Source organism: Nocardioides guangzhouensis (assembly GCF_004519545.1).
Lineage (GTDB): Bacteria > Actinomycetota > Actinomycetes > Propionibacteriales > Nocardioidaceae > Nocardioides > Nocardioides guangzhouensis.
Genome location: NZ_SDKM01000010.1, coordinates 49,879 through 65,185 on the forward strand (window position 1 = coordinate 49,879; position 15,307 = coordinate 65,185).

Here is a 15,307-nt window from a genome sequence, read left to right on the forward strand (position 1 = left end):
GACTCCGGCCATGCCCACGGCACCGGAATGCGAGGACATGCTGCGCGGGGTCGACCTGCGCGTCACCCGTCCCCGGGTCGCCGTGCTCGGCGCGGTGCACGACCTGCCGCACGCGGACACGGAGTCGATCATCGGCGCCGTACGCCGGGACCTCGGCGACGTGTCCCACCAGGCCGTCTACGACGTGCTGCGGGCGCTGACCACCGCCGGGCTCGTACGACGCATCCAGCCGTCGGGCACCGTGGCGCGCTACGAGGCGCGGGTGGGGGACAACCACCACCACGTCATCTGCCGGTCCTGCGGTGTCATCGCCGACGTCGACTGCGCCGTCGGCGAGGCGCCGTGCCTGACCGCGTCCGACCACAACGGCTTCGCCATCGACGAGGCCGAGGTCATCTATTGGGGCCAGTGCCCCACCTGCGCCGCGCGTCGAGACGCCGGCACCGAGACCGTCCACTGATACACCGACAGCAAGACAGGAGTTCGATCCACGTGTCTGAGCACGGCAGCGAGAGCGAGAACCCCACCATCGACTCGCCGACCCCCCAGGTGAGCCGACCGCGGACCAACAGGGACTGGTGGCCCAACCAGCTCGACCTGCAGGTCCTGCACCACAACGAGCCGCGTACGTCGCCCCTCGGAGCGGACTTCGACTACGCCGAGGAGTTCGCGAAGCTCGACGTCGACGCCCTCAAGCGGGACATCGAGGAGGTCATGACCACCTCCCAGGACTGGTGGCCGGCCGACTTCGGCCACTACGGCCCGCTGTTCATCCGGATGAGCTGGCACGCCGCCGGCACGTACCGCATCGAGGACGGCCGCGGCGGCGCCGGCGATGGCGCCCAGCGCTTCGCGCCGCTGAACAGCTGGCCGGACAACGCCAACCTCGACAAGGCCCGTCGGCTGCTGTGGCCGGTTAAGAAGAAGTACGGCCGGGCGGTCTCGTGGGCCGACCTGCTGGTGCTCGCCGGCAACGTGGCGCTGGACTCCATGGGCTTCAAGACCTTCGGGTTCGGCTTCGGCCGCGAGGACCTGCCGGAGCCCGAGGAGATCTTCTGGGGCCCGGAGGACACCTGGCTGGGTGACGAGCGCTACTCCGGCGAGCGCAAGCTCGAGAACCCCCTCGGCGCGGTCCAGATGGGCCTGATCTACGTCAACCCGGAGGGCCCGAACGGCAACCCCGACCCGGTCGCCGCGGCCCACGACATCCGCGAGACGTTCCGCCGGATGGCGATGAACGACGAGGAGACCGTGGCGCTGATCGCCGGTGGCCACACCTTCGGCAAGACCCACGGCGCGGCCGCCGGCGACGAGTACGTCGGCCCGGAGCCGGAGGGATGCCCCCTCGAGGGCCAGGGGCTGGGCTGGAAGAACACCTTCGGCACCGGCAAGGGCAACGACACCATCACCAGCGGCCTCGAGGTCACCTGGACCCAGACCCCCACCCGCTGGGGCACCGGGTTCTTCGACAACCTCTTCGGGCACGAGTGGGAGCTGAGCTCCAGCCCGGCCGGCGCCCACCAGTGGGTGGCGAAGAACGCCGAGGCAGACGTGCCCGACGCGCACGACGCGTCCAGGAAGCACCGGCCGACGATGCTGACCACGGACCTCTCGCTGCGCTTCGACCCGGCGTACGAGAAGATCTCGCGGCGCTTCCACGAGCACCCCGAGGAGTTCGCGCTGGCGTTCGCCAAGGCCTGGTACAAGCTGCTGCACCGCGACATGGGTCCGGTCTCGCGCTTCCTCGGCCCGGACGTCGCCGAGCCCCAGATCTGGCAGGACCCGGTCCCGGCCGTCGACCACGAGCTGATCGACCCCGCCGACATCGCCTCCCTCAAGGCGACCCTGCTCGACTCCGGGCTCTCGGTGTCGCAGCTGGTCTCCACCGCGTGGGCGTCGGCCGCGAGCTACCGCGGCACCGACAAGCGCGGCGGCGCCAACGGCGCGCGCATCCGGCTCGAGCCGCAGCGCAGCTGGGAGGCCAACCAGCCGGAGCAGCTGGCCTCGGTCCTCGAGGTCCTCGAGAAGGTCCAGCAGGACTTCAACGCCTCCCAGTCCGGTGACAAGAAGGTCTCCCTGGCCGACCTGATCGTCCTCGGGGGCACCGCGGCGGTGGAGAAGGCAGCCCGCGACGCCGGCCAGGACGTGCAGGTCCCGTTCACCCCGGGCCGCACGGACGCGACCCAGGAGCAGACCGACGTCGACTCGTTCCGGGTCCTCGAGCCCCGCGCCGACGGGTTCCGCAACTACCTGCGGCCCGGGGAGAAGCTGCGGCCGGAGATCCTCCTGGTCGAGCGGGCCTACCTGCTCGAGCTCACCGCGAGCGAGATGACCGTGCTGGTCGGCGGCCTGCGCGCGCTCGGCGCCAACGTCGGTGGTGCACAGCACGGTGTCCTGACCGACCGGGCCGGGACCCTGACGACCGACTTCTTCGTGAACCTGCTCGCGCCGGGCACCGAGTGGAAGGCGTCCCGGTCCGACGAGCACGTCTACGAGATCCGGGACGTCGCGACCGGTGACCTGACGTGGACCGCGAGCGCGGTGGACCTGGTGTTCGGCTCCAACTCGGTGCTCCGTGGTCTCGCGGAGGTCTACGCCAGCGACGACGCCCACGGCACGTTCGTTGCCGACTTCGCGGCGGCGTGGGCGAAGGTCATGGACCTCGACCGGTTCGACGTCCGCTGACACGCACCTGATCGACACCCGCGTCCGGGTCGGCCTCCACGGCCGGCCCGGACGCTGGTCAAGTGCCACCCCCAGGGGCGTTGTGGGTGGGGGCCGGTGCGCGTACCGTCGTCCAGACCACTCGCCCAGCGATCCGGCTCTCGGACTTGGCACTTCGGCCGTCGAACCGCTCCCACGGAAGGTTCGGCCCGCGATGACCCAGCACAAGGACAGCGTGCGCGAGATCCTCACCGCGCTCACCACTCCGCCGAAGCACGCCGACGGCCCGGACGTCGTCGGGGAGCCGGCGGAGATCGCGCCGGTGCGCGACACCGACGCCGACTAGGGCCGAGTGTCAGCCGAGCGACGCGGCCAGGCCGACCAGGTCCGGTACGACGTCGCTCGCGCCGGCGGCGGACAGCTCGTCCGCCGCGTGGGTCGTGGTCACGCCGACCACGCGCCCGACCCCGGCCGCGAGGGCGGCGACGATCCCGGCCGGGGAGTCCTCGACCGCCAGCGCGTCGGCGGCGTCGACCCCGAGCCGCTCGCACGCGAGCAGGTAGCCGGCCGGGTGCGGCTTGCCGTCGACAACGTCCTCCGCGGTCACCACGGTCTCGGCGTGGCCGATCTCGGTGAGCGGCCCCTCGGCGCGGCGTACCCACGACGGGCCGGCCGAGGTCACCACCGCCACCGGTACGCCGATCCGGCCGGCGGCGGCGATCAGCGCGGCGGCGCCGGGCACCGGCTCCGGGGCAGCGTCGTCGTCGACCAGGGCGACCACCTCGGCGGCCAGCGCCTCGAGGTCGTGCCCGGTCCACGGGCCGGGCACGGCCTCGAAGACGTCGGCGGCCCGGCGCCCGGTGAACAGGGTGAGGTCTGGCTCGTCCCAGCCGCGGGACGCGAAGAAGGCGCGGTACGCCTCGCGGTGCAGCGGCTCGGTGTCGACCAGGGTGCCGTCGAGGTCCAGCAGGAGCGCGCCCGGTCTCGTCGCAGCGGTCACCCGGCGGTCACGCCTCCACGGTGAACAACACGTCGCCGGTCACGGCGACGGCACCGTCGGCCGGCGCCGGCACCGAGCCCTTGGGACGGTCCATCGCCACCACGGGCACGATCGTGGAGATGTCGTCACCGGTGATCGTCGACGGGTCCCAGCGGACCATGGGGTCACCGGCCGCGACCGTGCTGCCCTGGGTGGTGAGCACCTCGAAGCCCCGGCCGTCGAGGCGGACGGTGTTGATGCCGAGGTGGACCAGCACGCCCACTCCGTCGCCGCCGAGCACCACGAACGCGTGCGGGTGCACCTTGACCACCTTCCCGGCGATCGGCGACACCACGGTCACCTCGCCGGGGTCGGGGTCGATGGCCACGCCGGGCCCGACCATCTCGGACGCGAACACCGGGTCGGGCGTCTCCGACAGCGGGACCAGCCGGCCGGGGCAGGGCGCGAGGACCTGCGTCGCTGGCGGGGTCACATCAGGTCCTCGATGTCCTCGGCCAGGGTGTCGGCCTCGGGGCCGACCACGACCTGCACCACGGTGCCCGACGACACGACGCCGTGCGCGCCGGCGGCCTTGAGCGCCTTCTCGTCGACCTTCGAGGCGTCCTCGACCTCGGTACGGAGGCGGGTGATGCACGCCTCGATCTCGACGACGTTGCCGGCGCCGCCGAGCCCGGCGAGGATCTGTTCGGCCTTGCTGCTCATGTACTGCTCCTTCGGGGCGGAACCGGTCGGACGCCGGTCACGGGGGTGGTGGGGTGCGGGTGGTTCATCGTGGGTCGGTGGCGGTCACCTTGGCCAGACCGCGGGGGTTGTCGGGGTCGAGCCCGAGCCGGCGGGCCAGCCCCTCGACCACGAGCTGGGCGGGCACGATCGCGGCCAGCGGCGCGAGCTGCTCGGGCAGGTCCGGCCCGGGCACGTGCACCGCGCAGGCGGCGGCGAAGCGCGCGTCGCCGCCGATGCCGACCACCCGCGCTCCGCGCGTGGTCAGGTCGTCGGCGAGCTCGACCAGCGCGTCGAGCAGCGGCCCCCCGGGGGCCGCGACGAGCACCGCCGCGGTGCCCTCGGTGACCACGGAGATCGGGCCGTGCCGCAGGTCGGCGTAGGAGTAGCCGCGCACCGGACGCAGGCAGGTCTCCTCCAGCTTGAGCGCGATCTCGAGCGCGGTGCCGAGCATGAGGCCCCGCCCCGACACGACGGCGTACGTCGCCGCGGCGAGCGCGGTGACCGCGTCCTCGACCCCGGTCGCCGCGGCCAGCATCCGGGCCACCTCGTCGGGGACCCGGGCCAGCTCCGCGTCGAGCGCGTCGGACTCGCCGGCCAGCGCCGTGCCGAGCACGGCCATCGCGACCAGCTGCGTGAGGTAGGTCTTGGTGGCCGGCACCGCGAGCTCCGGTCCGGCCTGGGTGACCAGCGCCAGGTCGGCCTGGGCGGCCAGCGGCGAGCCCTCGACGTTGGTGACCGCGACCGTGGCGGCGCCGCAGTCGCGGGCCCAGGCCTGGGTGGTCACGATCTCGTCGGTGGCGCCGGACTGCGACACCGAGACGACCACGGCGTCGGAGAGGTCGAGCCGACTGCGGTAGTGGGTGGCCACGCTCGGGGAGACCAGTCCGCCCGAGATGCCGGCCCAGGTCTCCAGCAGGTAGCGGCCGTAGATCGCCGCGTTGTCGCTGGACCCCCGAGCGGCGAACAGCACCCGGCGCCGGCCCGTGGCCAGCTCGCGGAGCCGGGGCCGGAGCGGGAGCAGTGCCGTGAGCGTGGCGCGTGCGGCCTCGGGCTGCTCGGCCATCTCGCGGGCCATCTGGGTCAGCGGGGTGGGGGTCACCGGATCTCCTCGAGGGTGTTGACAGACGCCGGAACAGCGGCCATCCTCAGTGGTGCGTACCAGACCGTACCAGTACGAACCAGTTGTGTCGAGAGGCCGATTCCTTGTCGCAGACCCAGCCCCGCCGGCTCCTCGGTGACGGCCCGCAGCCGCTGCACGCGCAGCTGCGGGACGCCCTCGCGGACCTCGCCGTCTCCGAGCTCGGGCCGGACGCCGCCATCCCGTCCGAGCGCGAGCTGATGACGACGTACGGCGTGTCCCGGGCGACCGTGCGCAAGGCCATCGACGCGCTGGTCGCCGACGGGCTGCTCACCCGGATCCACGGCCGCGGCACGTTCGTCGCGAAGCCACGGCTCGAGAGCCGGCTGCACCTCGCGTCGTTCAGCCAGGACATGCGGCGGCGCGGGCTGACCCCCTCCACCCGGCTGCTCGCGATCGAGCTCGACGACCCGCCGGCCGACGTGGCCCAGGCGCTCCGCCTCCGGAGGGGCGAGCGGGCCTGGCGCGTCGACCGGGTCCGGCTCGCCGACGACCAGCCGATCGCGCTCGAGAACGGGTGGTACCCGGAAGGGCCGCTGCCCGACCTCGACCGGCAGGACCTCGGCGGCTCCCTATACGAGCTGTTCGCCACGACGTACGGGCTGGTCATCGACAGCGCCGAGCAGACGCTGTGGGGCGAGCGGGCCGACGACGCGATGGCGCGCCGCCTCGACGCCCCGGTCAACACGCCGCTGCTGGTGTTCCGCCGGGTCTCCTCCGCGGGCAGCCGCCGCCTCGAGTACGTCGTGTCCCGCTACCGCGGCGACCGCTACCAGATCCACATGTCACTGGGCCGTGACCAGATCGGCCCGAGCTCCACCACCGAAGGGAACCAGCAGTGAGCACAGCACAAGCGCCCGCGGGCGAGACCACCAAGGCCAGGTTCAACCTGGCCCCCCTCCAGAAGTTCGGGCGCAGCCTGATGCTGCCGATCGCCGCTCTCCCGGTGGCGGCGCTGCTGCTGCGCCTGGGCCAGCCGGACCTTCTCGGCGCGGACGGCCTGGGTTGGGACAAGGTGGCCGCGGTCATCGGCGCGGCCGGCAACGCACTGTTCGCCAACCTGCCGCTGCTGTTCGCGGTCGGTGTCGCCATCGGGATGGCGAAGAAGGCCGACGGCTCCACCGCGCTGGCGGCCGTCGTCGGCTACCTGGTCTTCAAGGCGGTCGGCGACGCGATCTCGCCGTTCATCCTCGACGTGCCCAGGGAGGGCGAGGTCCAGGAGCTGATCAACTACGGCGTCCTCGGCGGCATCGTGATGGGCCTGGTCGCCGCGTTCCTGTGGCAGAAGTACCACCGCATCAAGCTCCCGCCGTACCTCGCGTTCTTCGGCGGCCGTCGCTTCGTACCGATCATCACCGCCTTCGCCGCGATCGCGATCGCCGTGCTGATGGGCCTCGTCTACCCGATCTTCGACAAGGGCCTCACCAACACCGGTGAGTGGGTCACCAACAACGAGGTCGTCGGCGGCTTCGTCTACGGCACGCTGAACCGGCTGCTGATCCCGCTGGGCCTGCACCACATCCTCAACTCCGGCCCGTGGTTCATCATCGGCGACTACACCGCCTCCGACGGCACGGTCTACCACGGCGACATCGCGATGTTCCTGCACGGCGACCCGAACGCCGGTGCGTTCATGACCGGCTTCTTCCCGATCATGATGTTCGCGCTGCCGGCCGCGGCGCTGGCGATCTGGCACGAGGCCAAGCCCACCCAGAAGAAGGTCGTCGGCGGCATCATGCTGTCGGCCGCGCTGACCTCGTTCCTGACCGGGGTCACCGAGCCGCTCGAGTTCGCGTTCATGTTCGTCGCCTGGCCGCTCTACGTCCTGCACGCGGTGCTGACCGGTACGTCGATGGCGCTCACCAACGCGCTCGAGATCCGCGACGGGTTCGGGTTCTCCGCCGGCCTGTTCGACTACGTCCTGAACTGGAACATCGCGACCAGGCCGGGGTGGTTGATCGTGATCGGCCTCGGCTACGCCGTCGTCTACTACTTCGGGTTCCGCTGGGTGATCCGCAGGTGGAACCTCAGGACCCCGGGTCGCGAGGACGACGACGAAGAGTCGACCGTCGCCGCGGACACGAGCGCCTGAGCGTGCTCGTCTCAGCAGGACGGGTGGTCACCCCGGCGCGCGTGTTCGCGCCGGGGTGGCTCCTGGTCGAGGGGGACCGGATCGCGGACGTCGGGCCGGGGGAGCCGCCGCGCGAGCCCGACGTCGACCTGCCGGGGGCCACGCTGGTCCCCGGCTACGTGGACGCCCACGCACATGGAGGTGGCGGGCGGTCCTTCGACGGCGGCGACCCGGTGGCGGCGGCCGCGGTCGCCCGGACCCACCTGGGCCACGGCACCACGTCGATGATGGCCAGCCTGGTCACCGACGACCACCGGGCTCTGGTGGCGTCGGTGGGCCGTCTCGCCGACCTGGTCGACGACGGCGTGCTGGCCGGCATCCACCTCGAAGGGCCGTGGCTGAGCGCGCTGCACGCGGGCGCGCACGACCCGGCCCTGCTCGCGGCGGCCACCCCGCAGCGCGTCGACGACCTGGTGACCGCCGCCCGTGGCCACCTGCGCGTGGTCACCCTGGCGCCCGAGCTGCCCGGCGGGCTCGAGGCGATCCGCCGGCTGCGCGCCGCCGCCGTGGTCAGCGCGATCGGGCACACCGACGCGACGTACGACGTGGCGCGCGCTGCCCTCGACGCCGGCGCGGCGGCCGGCACCCACCTGTTCAACGCGATGCGGGGGCTGCACCACCGTGAGCCCGGCCCGGTGGCGGCACTCCTCGAGCACCCCGACGCGTACGTCGAGCTGATCGCCGACGGCGTGCACGTGCACCCGGCCGCGCTCCGCCTGGCCGCCCGCGCGAAGCCGCACCTCACCGTGCTGGTGACCGACGCGATGGCCGCGGCCGGCTCCCAGGACGGCGACTACCGGCTCGGCAGCCTCGAGGTGCAGGTCCGCGACGGCGTGGCCCGGCTGGCCGAGGGCGGCGCGATCGCGGGGTCCACGCTGACCATGGCCGCCGCGGTCCGCTACGCGGTCCAGGAGGTCGGGCTGCCGATCGAGGACGCGGTGCGCGCGGCGACCGCGACCCCGGCCGCGATGCTCGGGCTCGGTCAGGTCGGGGCGCTGGTGCCGGGCTTCCGCGCCGACGCCGTGCTGCTCGACGACGACCTCGGCGTACAGCGCGTGCTGCACCGGGGCTGCTGGGTCAGCTGACCTTCCGGAGGTCGCCGATCATCCGGCGGTGGGTGAGCTCGGCGACCAGCTCGCGGGCCGGCAGGTCGGCGAGGAGGTACGCCGTGCCGAGCGCGCCGTGCGGGTGGAATGCGACGTCGAGGCGGACCCGGGTGCCGCCGCCCGGCCGCGCGAACCACTCGGTCAGCAGCGACACCGTCCCCGGTGCCCGCACGGTCGCGTCGAGCGCCAGCCCGCCGGGGTCGGACCGGGTGACCGTCCAGAAGCCGGCCCGGTCGCCCACCCGGAGCAGCGGCCGGCCCGGCACCGGCCACTGCCGGCCGGCCCCGCCGACGAGCACGTCCAGCGTCCCGCGCAGCACGAACGGCCACGCGTCGACGTACCACCGGTCGCCGGCCAGGCCGCAGGCGAGCACCCGGCGTACGTCCGCCAGGGTCAGGTCGACGTGGCCCTCGCGGCTGCTGGTGAGGAGTCCCATGTCCCGACGCTAGCCGGTGCTATCGCTCGACCTCCGCCAGCGCTGCCCGCATCGCCTCGATCCCGCGCGACGTGTGGCTCTTGACCGTGCCCTCCGAGATCCCGAGCTCCACCGCGGCCTCGGCGACCGAGAGCCCCAGCCAGTGCCGCAGCACCACCGTCTTCCGCTGCATCGGGGGCAGCGACTGGAGCGCCTCGAACAGCACCGTGCGGTCCTCGGACGGCAGCCCGGCCGGCGCGGCCGCGTCCGGGAGCTCGCCGGCCACCTCGCGCCGCCACGGACGGCGGGACTCGTCGATGTTGGCGCGGACCAGGATCCGCCGGACGTAGGCGTCCTCCTTACCGTCGAGGGCCACCCGTGGCCACGCGACGTACAGCTTCACCAGGGCGGTCTGCAGCAGGTCGTCGGCCTTCGCCCAGTCGCCGCAGAGGGCGTAGGCGATCCGGCGCAGGTGGCCCTGGCGGGCCGTGACGTAGTCGACGTACGCCGCCTCCCGGTCGGCCCGGCGGGTCAGCAGGCTCACCGCAGGCCCTCCCCGTCGGCGTACCGCTCCCGACAGCGCTGGAGGAACGCCTCCATGGTCGGCCCGGGCTGCAGGACCTGGGCAGGCACCGGGTAGAGGTCGGACTCGCCGGCGACCCGGCGGGCCAGGACGAACCAGACCTGGTCCCCGTCCCGGACCTTCGCCGCGGCCGTCAGGTCGCCGGGCTCGGCGAAGCCGGGGACGTCGGGGTTCGCGACCTGCTGGAGCACCTCGGCGCCCTTGCTCCCGACCAGGCGCCCGTCGTCGGTCATGGTCACGACGTCTGATCCGGGCGCGGGGGTGCTGCGGTTGCCGGAGTTGATGGCGACCTGGTCGTCGACCCAGGCCTGGAGGGTGCCGAAGCCTCCCCCGGCCGGGACCCAGCTGGCGCCGCCGCCGTTCTCCTCGTGGGTGACCAGCACCCACTCGGCGCTGCCGCCGTTGGTGACCTCGAGGCCGACCGACTTCGCGGGCAGGTCGTAGCCCATCGGGTTCGGGATCCGCTGGTGGATCGTCCACCCCTTCTTGATCGTCAGCCGGCCCCACGCGTCGTACGCCGCGTGGGCGCCGCCTTCCCACAGCTCCTTGCGCTCCTGCCGGGTCAGCGGCCGAGGCCCGTCGGCCGGGTCGTCGGCGGTCGCGTCCGTCGTGGGCGTGGGGGCCGCGCTCGCAGAGCGGGTCGCCGGCGCGGGCTCGGGCAGCGCGGAGGAGCTCGGGCCGCCGCTCACGGCCCACGTGCCGGCGGCGACCACCGCGACCACTGCGGCCGCGCCGGCCACCGACGCGGCGCGGCGTCGGGCCAGCGCCCGCCGCCCGGCGACGATCCGGTCGTCGAGCCGGACGTGGCGGGGCCCGTCGCCGAACGAGCGGTCGATGAGGTCGTGCCAGTCGGTCTCGTGGTCGTCGGTGCCCGTGCCGCCGTGCTGCATGGTGTCCCCCTGAGGTGGTCCAGCCTGTCACCTCCTTGACGGATCGTCCGTCGGAAGGGTTGTCACGGGCGCGTCGTACGGCGTCTCGGTGCCCGGCCGCCCGGCTGCCGCGCGTGGCCGGCGACCACTAGGGTGGGCAGCGTCGTCACAGCGAGTCCGGAGGAGCACCGCCATGCCCATCGCCACGCCCGAGGTCTACGCCGAGATGCTGGACCGCGCCAAGTCCGGCGCGTTCGCGTACCCCGCGATCAACGTCTCGTCGTCCCAGACCCTCAACGCCGCCCTCAAGGGCTTCGCCGACGCGGGCTCCGACGGCATCATCCAGGTCTCCACCGGCGGCGCGGAGTACCTCTCCGGCCCCTCCGTGAAGGACATGGTCGCGGGCTCGGCCGCCTTCGCCGCGTTCGCCGCCGAGGTCGCGAAGAACTACCCGGTCAACATCGCGCTGCACACCGACCACTGCCCGAAGGACAAGCTCGACGGCTTCGTGCGGCCGCTCCTCGACATCTCCCTCGAGCGGGTCAAGAACGGCCAGCCGCCGCTGTTCCAGTCGCACATGTGGGACGGCTCCGCGGTGCCGCTCGACGAGAACCTCGTGATCGCGGAGGAGCTGCTCGAGAAGTGCAAGCAGGCCAACGTGATCCTCGAGATCGAGGTCGGCGTGGTCGGCGGCGAGGAGGACGGTGTCGCCCACGAGATCAACGACAAGCTCTACTCCACGCCCGAGGACGCGATCGCGACCGCCCGCGCGCTGGGGTACGGCGACCGCGGCTACTACATGACCGCGCTGACCTTCGGCAACGTGCACGGCGTCTACAAGCCCGGCAACGTGCAGCTGCGTCCCGACGTGCTCCGCGACGCGCAGGCCGCGGTCGTGAAGGAGTTCGGCCTCGAGGACGGCAGCAAGCCGTTCCACCTGGTCTTCCACGGCGGCTCCGGCTCGACCGCCGAGGAGATCGGCGCGGCCGTCGACTACGGCGTGGTGAAGATGAACGTCGACACCGACACGCAGTACGCCTTCACCCGCCCGGTCGCCGGGCACATGTTCACCAACTACGACGGCGTGCTGAAGGTCGACGGCGAGGTCGGCAACAAGAAGGCCTACGACCCCCGCGCCTGGGGCAAGGCCGCCGAGGCCGGCATGGCCGCCCGCATCGTCGAGGCCTGCGAGAACCTCCGCTCCGCGGGCACGTCCCCCACCGCCTGACCCACCACCGCCACCCCGCCGTTCTCGCTGTAACGCGGTGGTCTTGTCACTCAGCACGTGTTCGACCACGTACTAAGCAACACGAACACCGCGTTACAGGCGGCTGGGGGCACGGATCGGCCCGGTTCTCGTCCACAAGGGGCCGGTGGAGCGCGGTCGTCCACAGGTGACCGGGAACGGCCGGGGCGACGTCGTACGGCGGTCGCAGGCTGGCGGCCATGCGACCCGATCTCGCCGCGGTGGCGGCCAGGCAGCACGGACTGTTCACCCGACGGCAGGCCCTCGTCGCCGGATACACCGACCAGGAGATCCGCCGGCACGTGCGCACCGGCGCCTGGGTGCCCGTGCGCCGTGGTGTCTACGTCCTCCCCGAGGTCTGGGACGGCGTCGACCCGTACGACGGGCGCGCCAGGCTCCGGGACCGGGCCGCCCACCTGACCCTGCGGGTCCCGCACGTGCTGAGCCACGACTCGGCGGCGCGGGCACACGGACTGCCGATGCTCACACCGAGGCGCGAGCTCGTCCACATCACCCGTCCCGGTGTCGGCGGCGGCCGGACCGAGCACGGCGTCCAGCACCACCTGTCGTACGCCCTCCCCGAGCTCGACGAGGTGGACGGCCTCCACGTCACCGGCGTCGGACGCACCGCGCTCGACCTCGGGAGGGAGCACGGTTTCACGGCTGGCGTGGTCGCCTGCGACGGCGCGATGCGGCGCGGTGTCACCCGGGGCCAGCTCGAGGCACAGCTCGCCACGATGACCTGCTGGCCGGGCATCACCGCCTCCCGCGAGGCGGTACTCCACGCCGACCCGGGCGCCGAGTCGATCGGTGAGTCGCTGTCACGTCTGATGCTCGAGGAGCTCGGCCTCGGCGTCGTCGACACGCAGTTCCCTCTGCGCACCGCCGGCGGGACGTTCTGGTGCGACCTCCGGATCGGCCGCCACGTCTTCGAGTTCGACGGGCGGGTCAAGTACGTCCGGGTCGAGCAGGGCGGCGTGGCTGACCGCGATCCGGGCGAGGTGGTCTGGGAGGAGAAGAAGCGCGAGCGGCTCATCGTCGCCGAGGGGCTCGGCATCTCCCGGATCATCTGGGACGACCTCTGGGGACCGGCCCGCGACCGGGCGAAGCAGCGCCTGCGTGCGGAGTACGCCCTCACTGTCGACCGCTTCGGCACCGTGCTACCCCCGCACCTCGCCGCCGTCGCCCGGGAGCTGCGCGGCGCTCGCCTCGCCTGACCCGCCCCCGATCTCAGCTGTAACGCGGTGTTCATGTCACTTAGTCAGTGTTCGAACACGTGCCAAGCAACACGAACACCGCGTTACAGCTGCGGTGTCCGATAGAAGGGCGAGCGCAGGGAGAGGTGTCAGGCGGAGCGCTCGGCCAGGTGCCTCGGGAGCTGGAAGAACAGCACCGAGACGAAGCCGAGGACGAGGACGGCGGCGGGCAGGAGCATCGACTGCGACATGGCGTCGCTGAACGGCACGTGCACGACGTCGGGGAGCCCGCCGCTCATCGCGGCCTCGCCCTTGCCGGCACCGCCGGAGGAGAGGCCCTGCGCGGCGAGCCGGCTGTCCATCAGCACCGCGATCGCGGCCGAGCCGAGGACCGCGCCGACCTGCCGCGTGGCGTTGTAGACGCCGGCGCCCGCACCGGCGAGCTGCAGCGGCAGGTTGCGGGTCGCCGTGGCGGCGAGCGGTGCCCAGACGCCGGCCATGCCGAGGCCGAGCACGGCCATCGGGACCAGGAGCTGCCAGGTCGCGCTGTCCGGAGTCATCACCAGCGCCAGCCAGAGCACGGCAGCCGCGGTGACCGCGAAGCCGGCGCCGGTGATCAGGCGCGGGTGCACGCGGTCGGTGAACCGGCCGACGACCGGCGCCATCACGATCGACACCGCCGCCATCGGCACCATCAGCAGCGCCGCGTCGGTCGGCGACAGGCCGCGCACCAGCTGTGCGTAGAGCATCAGCGGGAAGCCCATCGCGGTCGCGGTGAACGACATCGTCGAGATCGCGAAGTTGGAGATCGAGAAGTTGCGGTCGGAGAAGATCGACAGCGGCACCAGCGGCTCGCGCTTGTTGACCTTCTGCCACCAGACGAACCCGGCCAGCACGACGAGGCCGAACACGATCAGCGACCAGACCGTGATGATCCCGTTGATGGTGCCCCAGTCGTACTGGTGGCCCTCCTGGATGCCGAACACCAGCGCGAACATGCCGAGGCCGCTGAGCGCCACGCCCAGCCAGTCGAACCGGTGCGGGTGCGTCGGCAGCCTGGGGACGAGGCGGGCGGCGAGCACGAAGCCGATCACGCCGACGGGCACGTTGATGAAGAAGATCCACTCCCAGCCGAGGGTGTCGACGAGGATGCCGCCGAGGATGGGGCCGACCAGCGTGGCCACACCGGCGGTAGCGCCCCACAGCGCCATCGCCTGGCCGCGCCGCTCCGCCGGGAAGATGCGGGTGATGACCGCCATCGTCTGCGGGGTCATCATCGAGGCGCCGAGGCCCTGGACCACCCGCGCCACGATCAGCATCTCCACCGTGGTGGTGAGCCCGCACCACAGCGAGGCGACCGTGAAGACGGTCAGGCCGACCATGTAGAGGTTCTTCGGACCGAACCGGTCACCGAGGCGCCCGGTGATCAGCACCGGCACGGCGTACGCCAGGAGGTAGGCGCTGGTCACCCAGACCACGGAGTTCACGTCGGCGTCGAGGTCGGCCATGATCGCCGGCGTCGCGACCGTCACGATCGTGGTGTCCACCAGGATCATGAAGAACCCGAGACAGAGGGCGAAGAGGGCCGGCCACGGACGGATCTCGTGCCCCGCGGCGTCGACGTCGGATCGCGGTGCCGGTGGCTGCTGGGGTGCGGTGTCGACCATGACTCAAGTCAACACCCGGGCGCCGACCACGATTCCCCGGACCCTGCCTGGGGCACCCTAGGCTGACGCCATGAGCCACGTGGACCTGATGGCGGGCCCCCCGCCCACGCACCTGCCCGATGACCCGGCCGCATCGGAGCTCGACGACGGCGCCGCACCCGCCGACGTCGTACGCCGCCACCCGGCCTCGCCGTTCGCCTGGGCAGCCATGGCCGAGCAGGCCGCGGGCGCCGGCGCGGACGACGTCACCGTCTACGCCTACGCCCGGGTCGGCTACCACCGCAGCCTCGACCTCCTGCGCCGCAACGGGTGGAAGGGGCACGGTCCCGTCCCGTGGGAGCACCGGCCGAACCGTGGCTTCCTCCGCTCGCTGGCGATGCTGGCCAGGGCCGCCCGCGCGATCGGCGAGACCGAGGAGTGGGAGCGCTGCTCGACGTTCCTGCGCGACTCCAGCCCCGCGGCGTACGACGCGCTGCTGGCCTGAGCGCCCGGGCGTCCGCGCCGCTCCGCGATGCGGAGCCGGACAGCGGTCCTCGCTACCCTGAGCGCGTGAACGACGCCCCCACGAC

At 72.7% G+C, this 15,307-nt stretch carries 17 protein-coding genes; 9 read left to right on the plus strand and 8 right to left on the minus strand.

What is annotated here, in order from left to right:
- Positions 1 to 10 precede the first annotated feature (10 nt).
- The 3 genes from EKO23_RS08400 to EKO23_RS26445 all read left to right on the plus strand — a co-directional run bounded on the left by EKO23_RS08400 (position 11) and on the right by EKO23_RS26445 (position 3,010).
- Positions 11 to 460, plus strand: coding sequence for a Fur family transcriptional regulator (locus EKO23_RS08400; RefSeq protein WP_134716145.1), 450 nt, complete (start codon positions 11 to 13; stop codon positions 458 to 460).
- Between the two features lie 32 nt (positions 461 to 492).
- Entirely contained in the window at positions 493 to 2,685 is a 2,193-nt protein-coding gene (gene katG / locus EKO23_RS08405) for a catalase/peroxidase HPI (protein ID WP_217702537.1), read from the plus strand.
- Between the two features lie 193 nt (positions 2,686 to 2,878).
- Entirely contained in the window at positions 2,879 to 3,010 is a 132-nt protein-coding gene (locus tag EKO23_RS26445) for a hypothetical protein (RefSeq protein ID WP_281280889.1), read from the plus strand.
- Positions 3,011 to 3,019: 9 nt separating this feature from the next.
- Here the strand turns inward: EKO23_RS26445 and EKO23_RS08410 are convergent, their stop codons facing one another.
- From EKO23_RS08410 to EKO23_RS08425, 4 genes are all read right to left on the minus strand, one after another.
- The gene (locus tag EKO23_RS08410; RefSeq protein ID WP_134716149.1) at positions 3,020 to 3,664 is read right to left on the minus strand and encodes an HAD family hydrolase; all 645 of its coding nucleotides are present in this window, start codon (positions 3,662 to 3,664) and stop codon (positions 3,020 to 3,022) included.
- 7 nt (positions 3,665 to 3,671) lie between these two features.
- Positions 3,672 to 4,136 (minus strand): PTS sugar transporter subunit IIA, encoded by a 465-nt coding sequence (locus EKO23_RS08415; protein WP_134716151.1) that lies wholly within the window; start codon positions 4,134 to 4,136, stop codon positions 3,672 to 3,674.
- The gene (locus EKO23_RS08420) at positions 4,133 to 4,366 is read right to left on the minus strand and encodes a PTS sugar transporter subunit IIB (protein WP_134716153.1); all 234 of its coding nucleotides are present in this window, start codon (positions 4,364 to 4,366) and stop codon (positions 4,133 to 4,135) included. The genes EKO23_RS08415 and EKO23_RS08420 overlap by 4 nt, the downstream gene beginning before the upstream one ends.
- Before the next feature lie 64 nt (positions 4,367 to 4,430).
- Positions 4,431 to 5,486 (minus strand): SIS domain-containing protein, encoded by a 1,056-nt coding sequence (locus EKO23_RS08425; RefSeq protein ID WP_246050971.1) that lies wholly within the window; start codon positions 5,484 to 5,486, stop codon positions 4,431 to 4,433.
- A 104-nt stretch (positions 5,487 to 5,590) separates the two neighbouring features.
- On the opposite strand from EKO23_RS08425, the gene EKO23_RS08430 reads away from it, so the two are divergent.
- Genes EKO23_RS08430 through nagA form a run of 3 tightly spaced genes read left to right on the plus strand, consistent with a single transcriptional unit; the run spans position 5,591 to position 8,741 of the window.
- Positions 5,591 to 6,367, plus strand: coding sequence for a GntR family transcriptional regulator (locus tag EKO23_RS08430; RefSeq protein WP_134716155.1), 777 nt, complete (start codon positions 5,591 to 5,593; stop codon positions 6,365 to 6,367).
- On the plus strand, positions 6,364 to 7,617 hold the full coding sequence (locus tag EKO23_RS08435) for a PTS transporter subunit EIIC (protein WP_342773577.1): 1,254 nt from the start codon (positions 6,364 to 6,366) through the stop codon (positions 7,615 to 7,617). Before EKO23_RS08430 ends, EKO23_RS08435 begins: the two co-directional genes overlap by 4 nt.
- Before the next feature lie 2 nt (positions 7,618 to 7,619).
- A complete protein-coding gene (nagA, locus tag EKO23_RS08440) occupies positions 7,620 to 8,741 on the plus strand; it encodes an N-acetylglucosamine-6-phosphate deacetylase (protein ID WP_217702538.1) in 1,122 nt (373 codons plus the stop codon).
- Here the strand turns inward: nagA and EKO23_RS08445 are convergent.
- Genes EKO23_RS08445 through EKO23_RS08455 form a run of 3 tightly spaced genes read right to left on the minus strand, consistent with a single transcriptional unit; the run spans position 8,734 to position 10,650 of the window.
- Positions 8,734 to 9,198, minus strand: a complete 465-nt coding sequence (locus EKO23_RS08445; RefSeq protein ID WP_134716157.1) for a DUF2867 domain-containing protein — start codon at positions 9,196 to 9,198, stop codon at positions 8,734 to 8,736. The genes nagA and EKO23_RS08445 overlap by 8 nt on opposite strands.
- Before the next feature lie 19 nt (positions 9,199 to 9,217).
- Entirely contained in the window at positions 9,218 to 9,721 is a 504-nt protein-coding gene (locus tag EKO23_RS08450) for a SigE family RNA polymerase sigma factor (RefSeq protein ID WP_246050972.1), read from the minus strand.
- On the minus strand, positions 9,718 to 10,650 hold the full coding sequence (locus tag EKO23_RS08455) for a hypothetical protein (protein WP_134716159.1): 933 nt from the start codon (positions 10,648 to 10,650) through the stop codon (positions 9,718 to 9,720). The genes EKO23_RS08450 and EKO23_RS08455 overlap by 4 nt, the downstream gene beginning before the upstream one ends.
- A 172-nt stretch (positions 10,651 to 10,822) precedes the next feature.
- Between EKO23_RS08455 and fbaA the strand changes: the two genes are divergently transcribed.
- Positions 10,823 to 11,857 (plus strand): class II fructose-bisphosphate aldolase, encoded by a 1,035-nt coding sequence (gene fbaA, locus EKO23_RS08460; protein WP_134716161.1) that lies wholly within the window; start codon positions 10,823 to 10,825, stop codon positions 11,855 to 11,857.
- A gap of 218 nt (positions 11,858 to 12,075) precedes the next feature.
- Positions 12,076 to 13,092: a type IV toxin-antitoxin system AbiEi family antitoxin domain-containing protein gene (locus EKO23_RS08465; protein ID WP_134716163.1), complete on the plus strand. Its 1,017-nt coding sequence runs from the start codon at positions 12,076 to 12,078 to the stop codon at positions 13,090 to 13,092.
- A gap of 128 nt (positions 13,093 to 13,220) precedes the next feature.
- Here EKO23_RS08465 and EKO23_RS08470 read toward each other — a convergent pair whose 3' ends face one another.
- Complete coding sequence (locus EKO23_RS08470) at positions 13,221 to 14,738, minus strand: DHA2 family efflux MFS transporter permease subunit (protein ID WP_134716165.1); 1,518 nt, start codon at positions 14,736 to 14,738, stop codon at positions 13,221 to 13,223.
- 70 nt (positions 14,739 to 14,808) lie between these two features.
- Between EKO23_RS08470 and EKO23_RS08475 the strand changes: the two genes are divergently transcribed.
- Positions 14,809 to 15,222, plus strand: a complete 414-nt coding sequence (locus EKO23_RS08475) for a DUF3151 domain-containing protein (protein ID WP_134716167.1) — start codon at positions 14,809 to 14,811, stop codon at positions 15,220 to 15,222.
- The last annotated feature ends 85 nt before the right edge of the window (positions 15,223 to 15,307 follow it).

What these genes read in the sequence shown, in the direction of transcription:
- EKO23_RS08470 (WP_134716165.1), bottom strand. Translation starts at nt 14,738, where the DNA reads ATGGTCGACACCGCACCCCAGCAGCCACCGGCACCGCGATCCGACGTC.
- EKO23_RS08455 (WP_134716159.1), bottom strand. Translation starts at nt 10,650, where the DNA reads ATGCAGCACGGCGGCACGGGCACCGACGACCACGAGACCGACTGGCAC.
- EKO23_RS08400 (WP_134716145.1), top strand. Translation starts at nt 11, where the DNA reads ATGCCCACGGCACCGGAATGCGAGGACATGCTGCGCGGGGTCGACCTG.
- EKO23_RS26445 (WP_281280889.1), top strand. Translation starts at nt 2,879, where the DNA reads ATGACCCAGCACAAGGACAGCGTGCGCGAGATCCTCACCGCGCTCACC.
- fbaA (WP_134716161.1), top strand. Translation starts at nt 10,823, where the DNA reads ATGCCCATCGCCACGCCCGAGGTCTACGCCGAGATGCTGGACCGCGCC.
- EKO23_RS08420 (WP_134716153.1), bottom strand. Translation starts at nt 4,366, where the DNA reads ATGAGCAGCAAGGCCGAACAGATCCTCGCCGGGCTCGGCGGCGCCGGC.
- EKO23_RS08475 (WP_134716167.1), top strand. Translation starts at nt 14,809, where the DNA reads ATGAGCCACGTGGACCTGATGGCGGGCCCCCCGCCCACGCACCTGCCC.
- EKO23_RS08445 (WP_134716157.1), bottom strand. Translation starts at nt 9,198, where the DNA reads ATGGGACTCCTCACCAGCAGCCGCGAGGGCCACGTCGACCTGACCCTG.
- EKO23_RS08465 (WP_134716163.1), top strand. Translation starts at nt 12,076, where the DNA reads ATGCGACCCGATCTCGCCGCGGTGGCGGCCAGGCAGCACGGACTGTTC.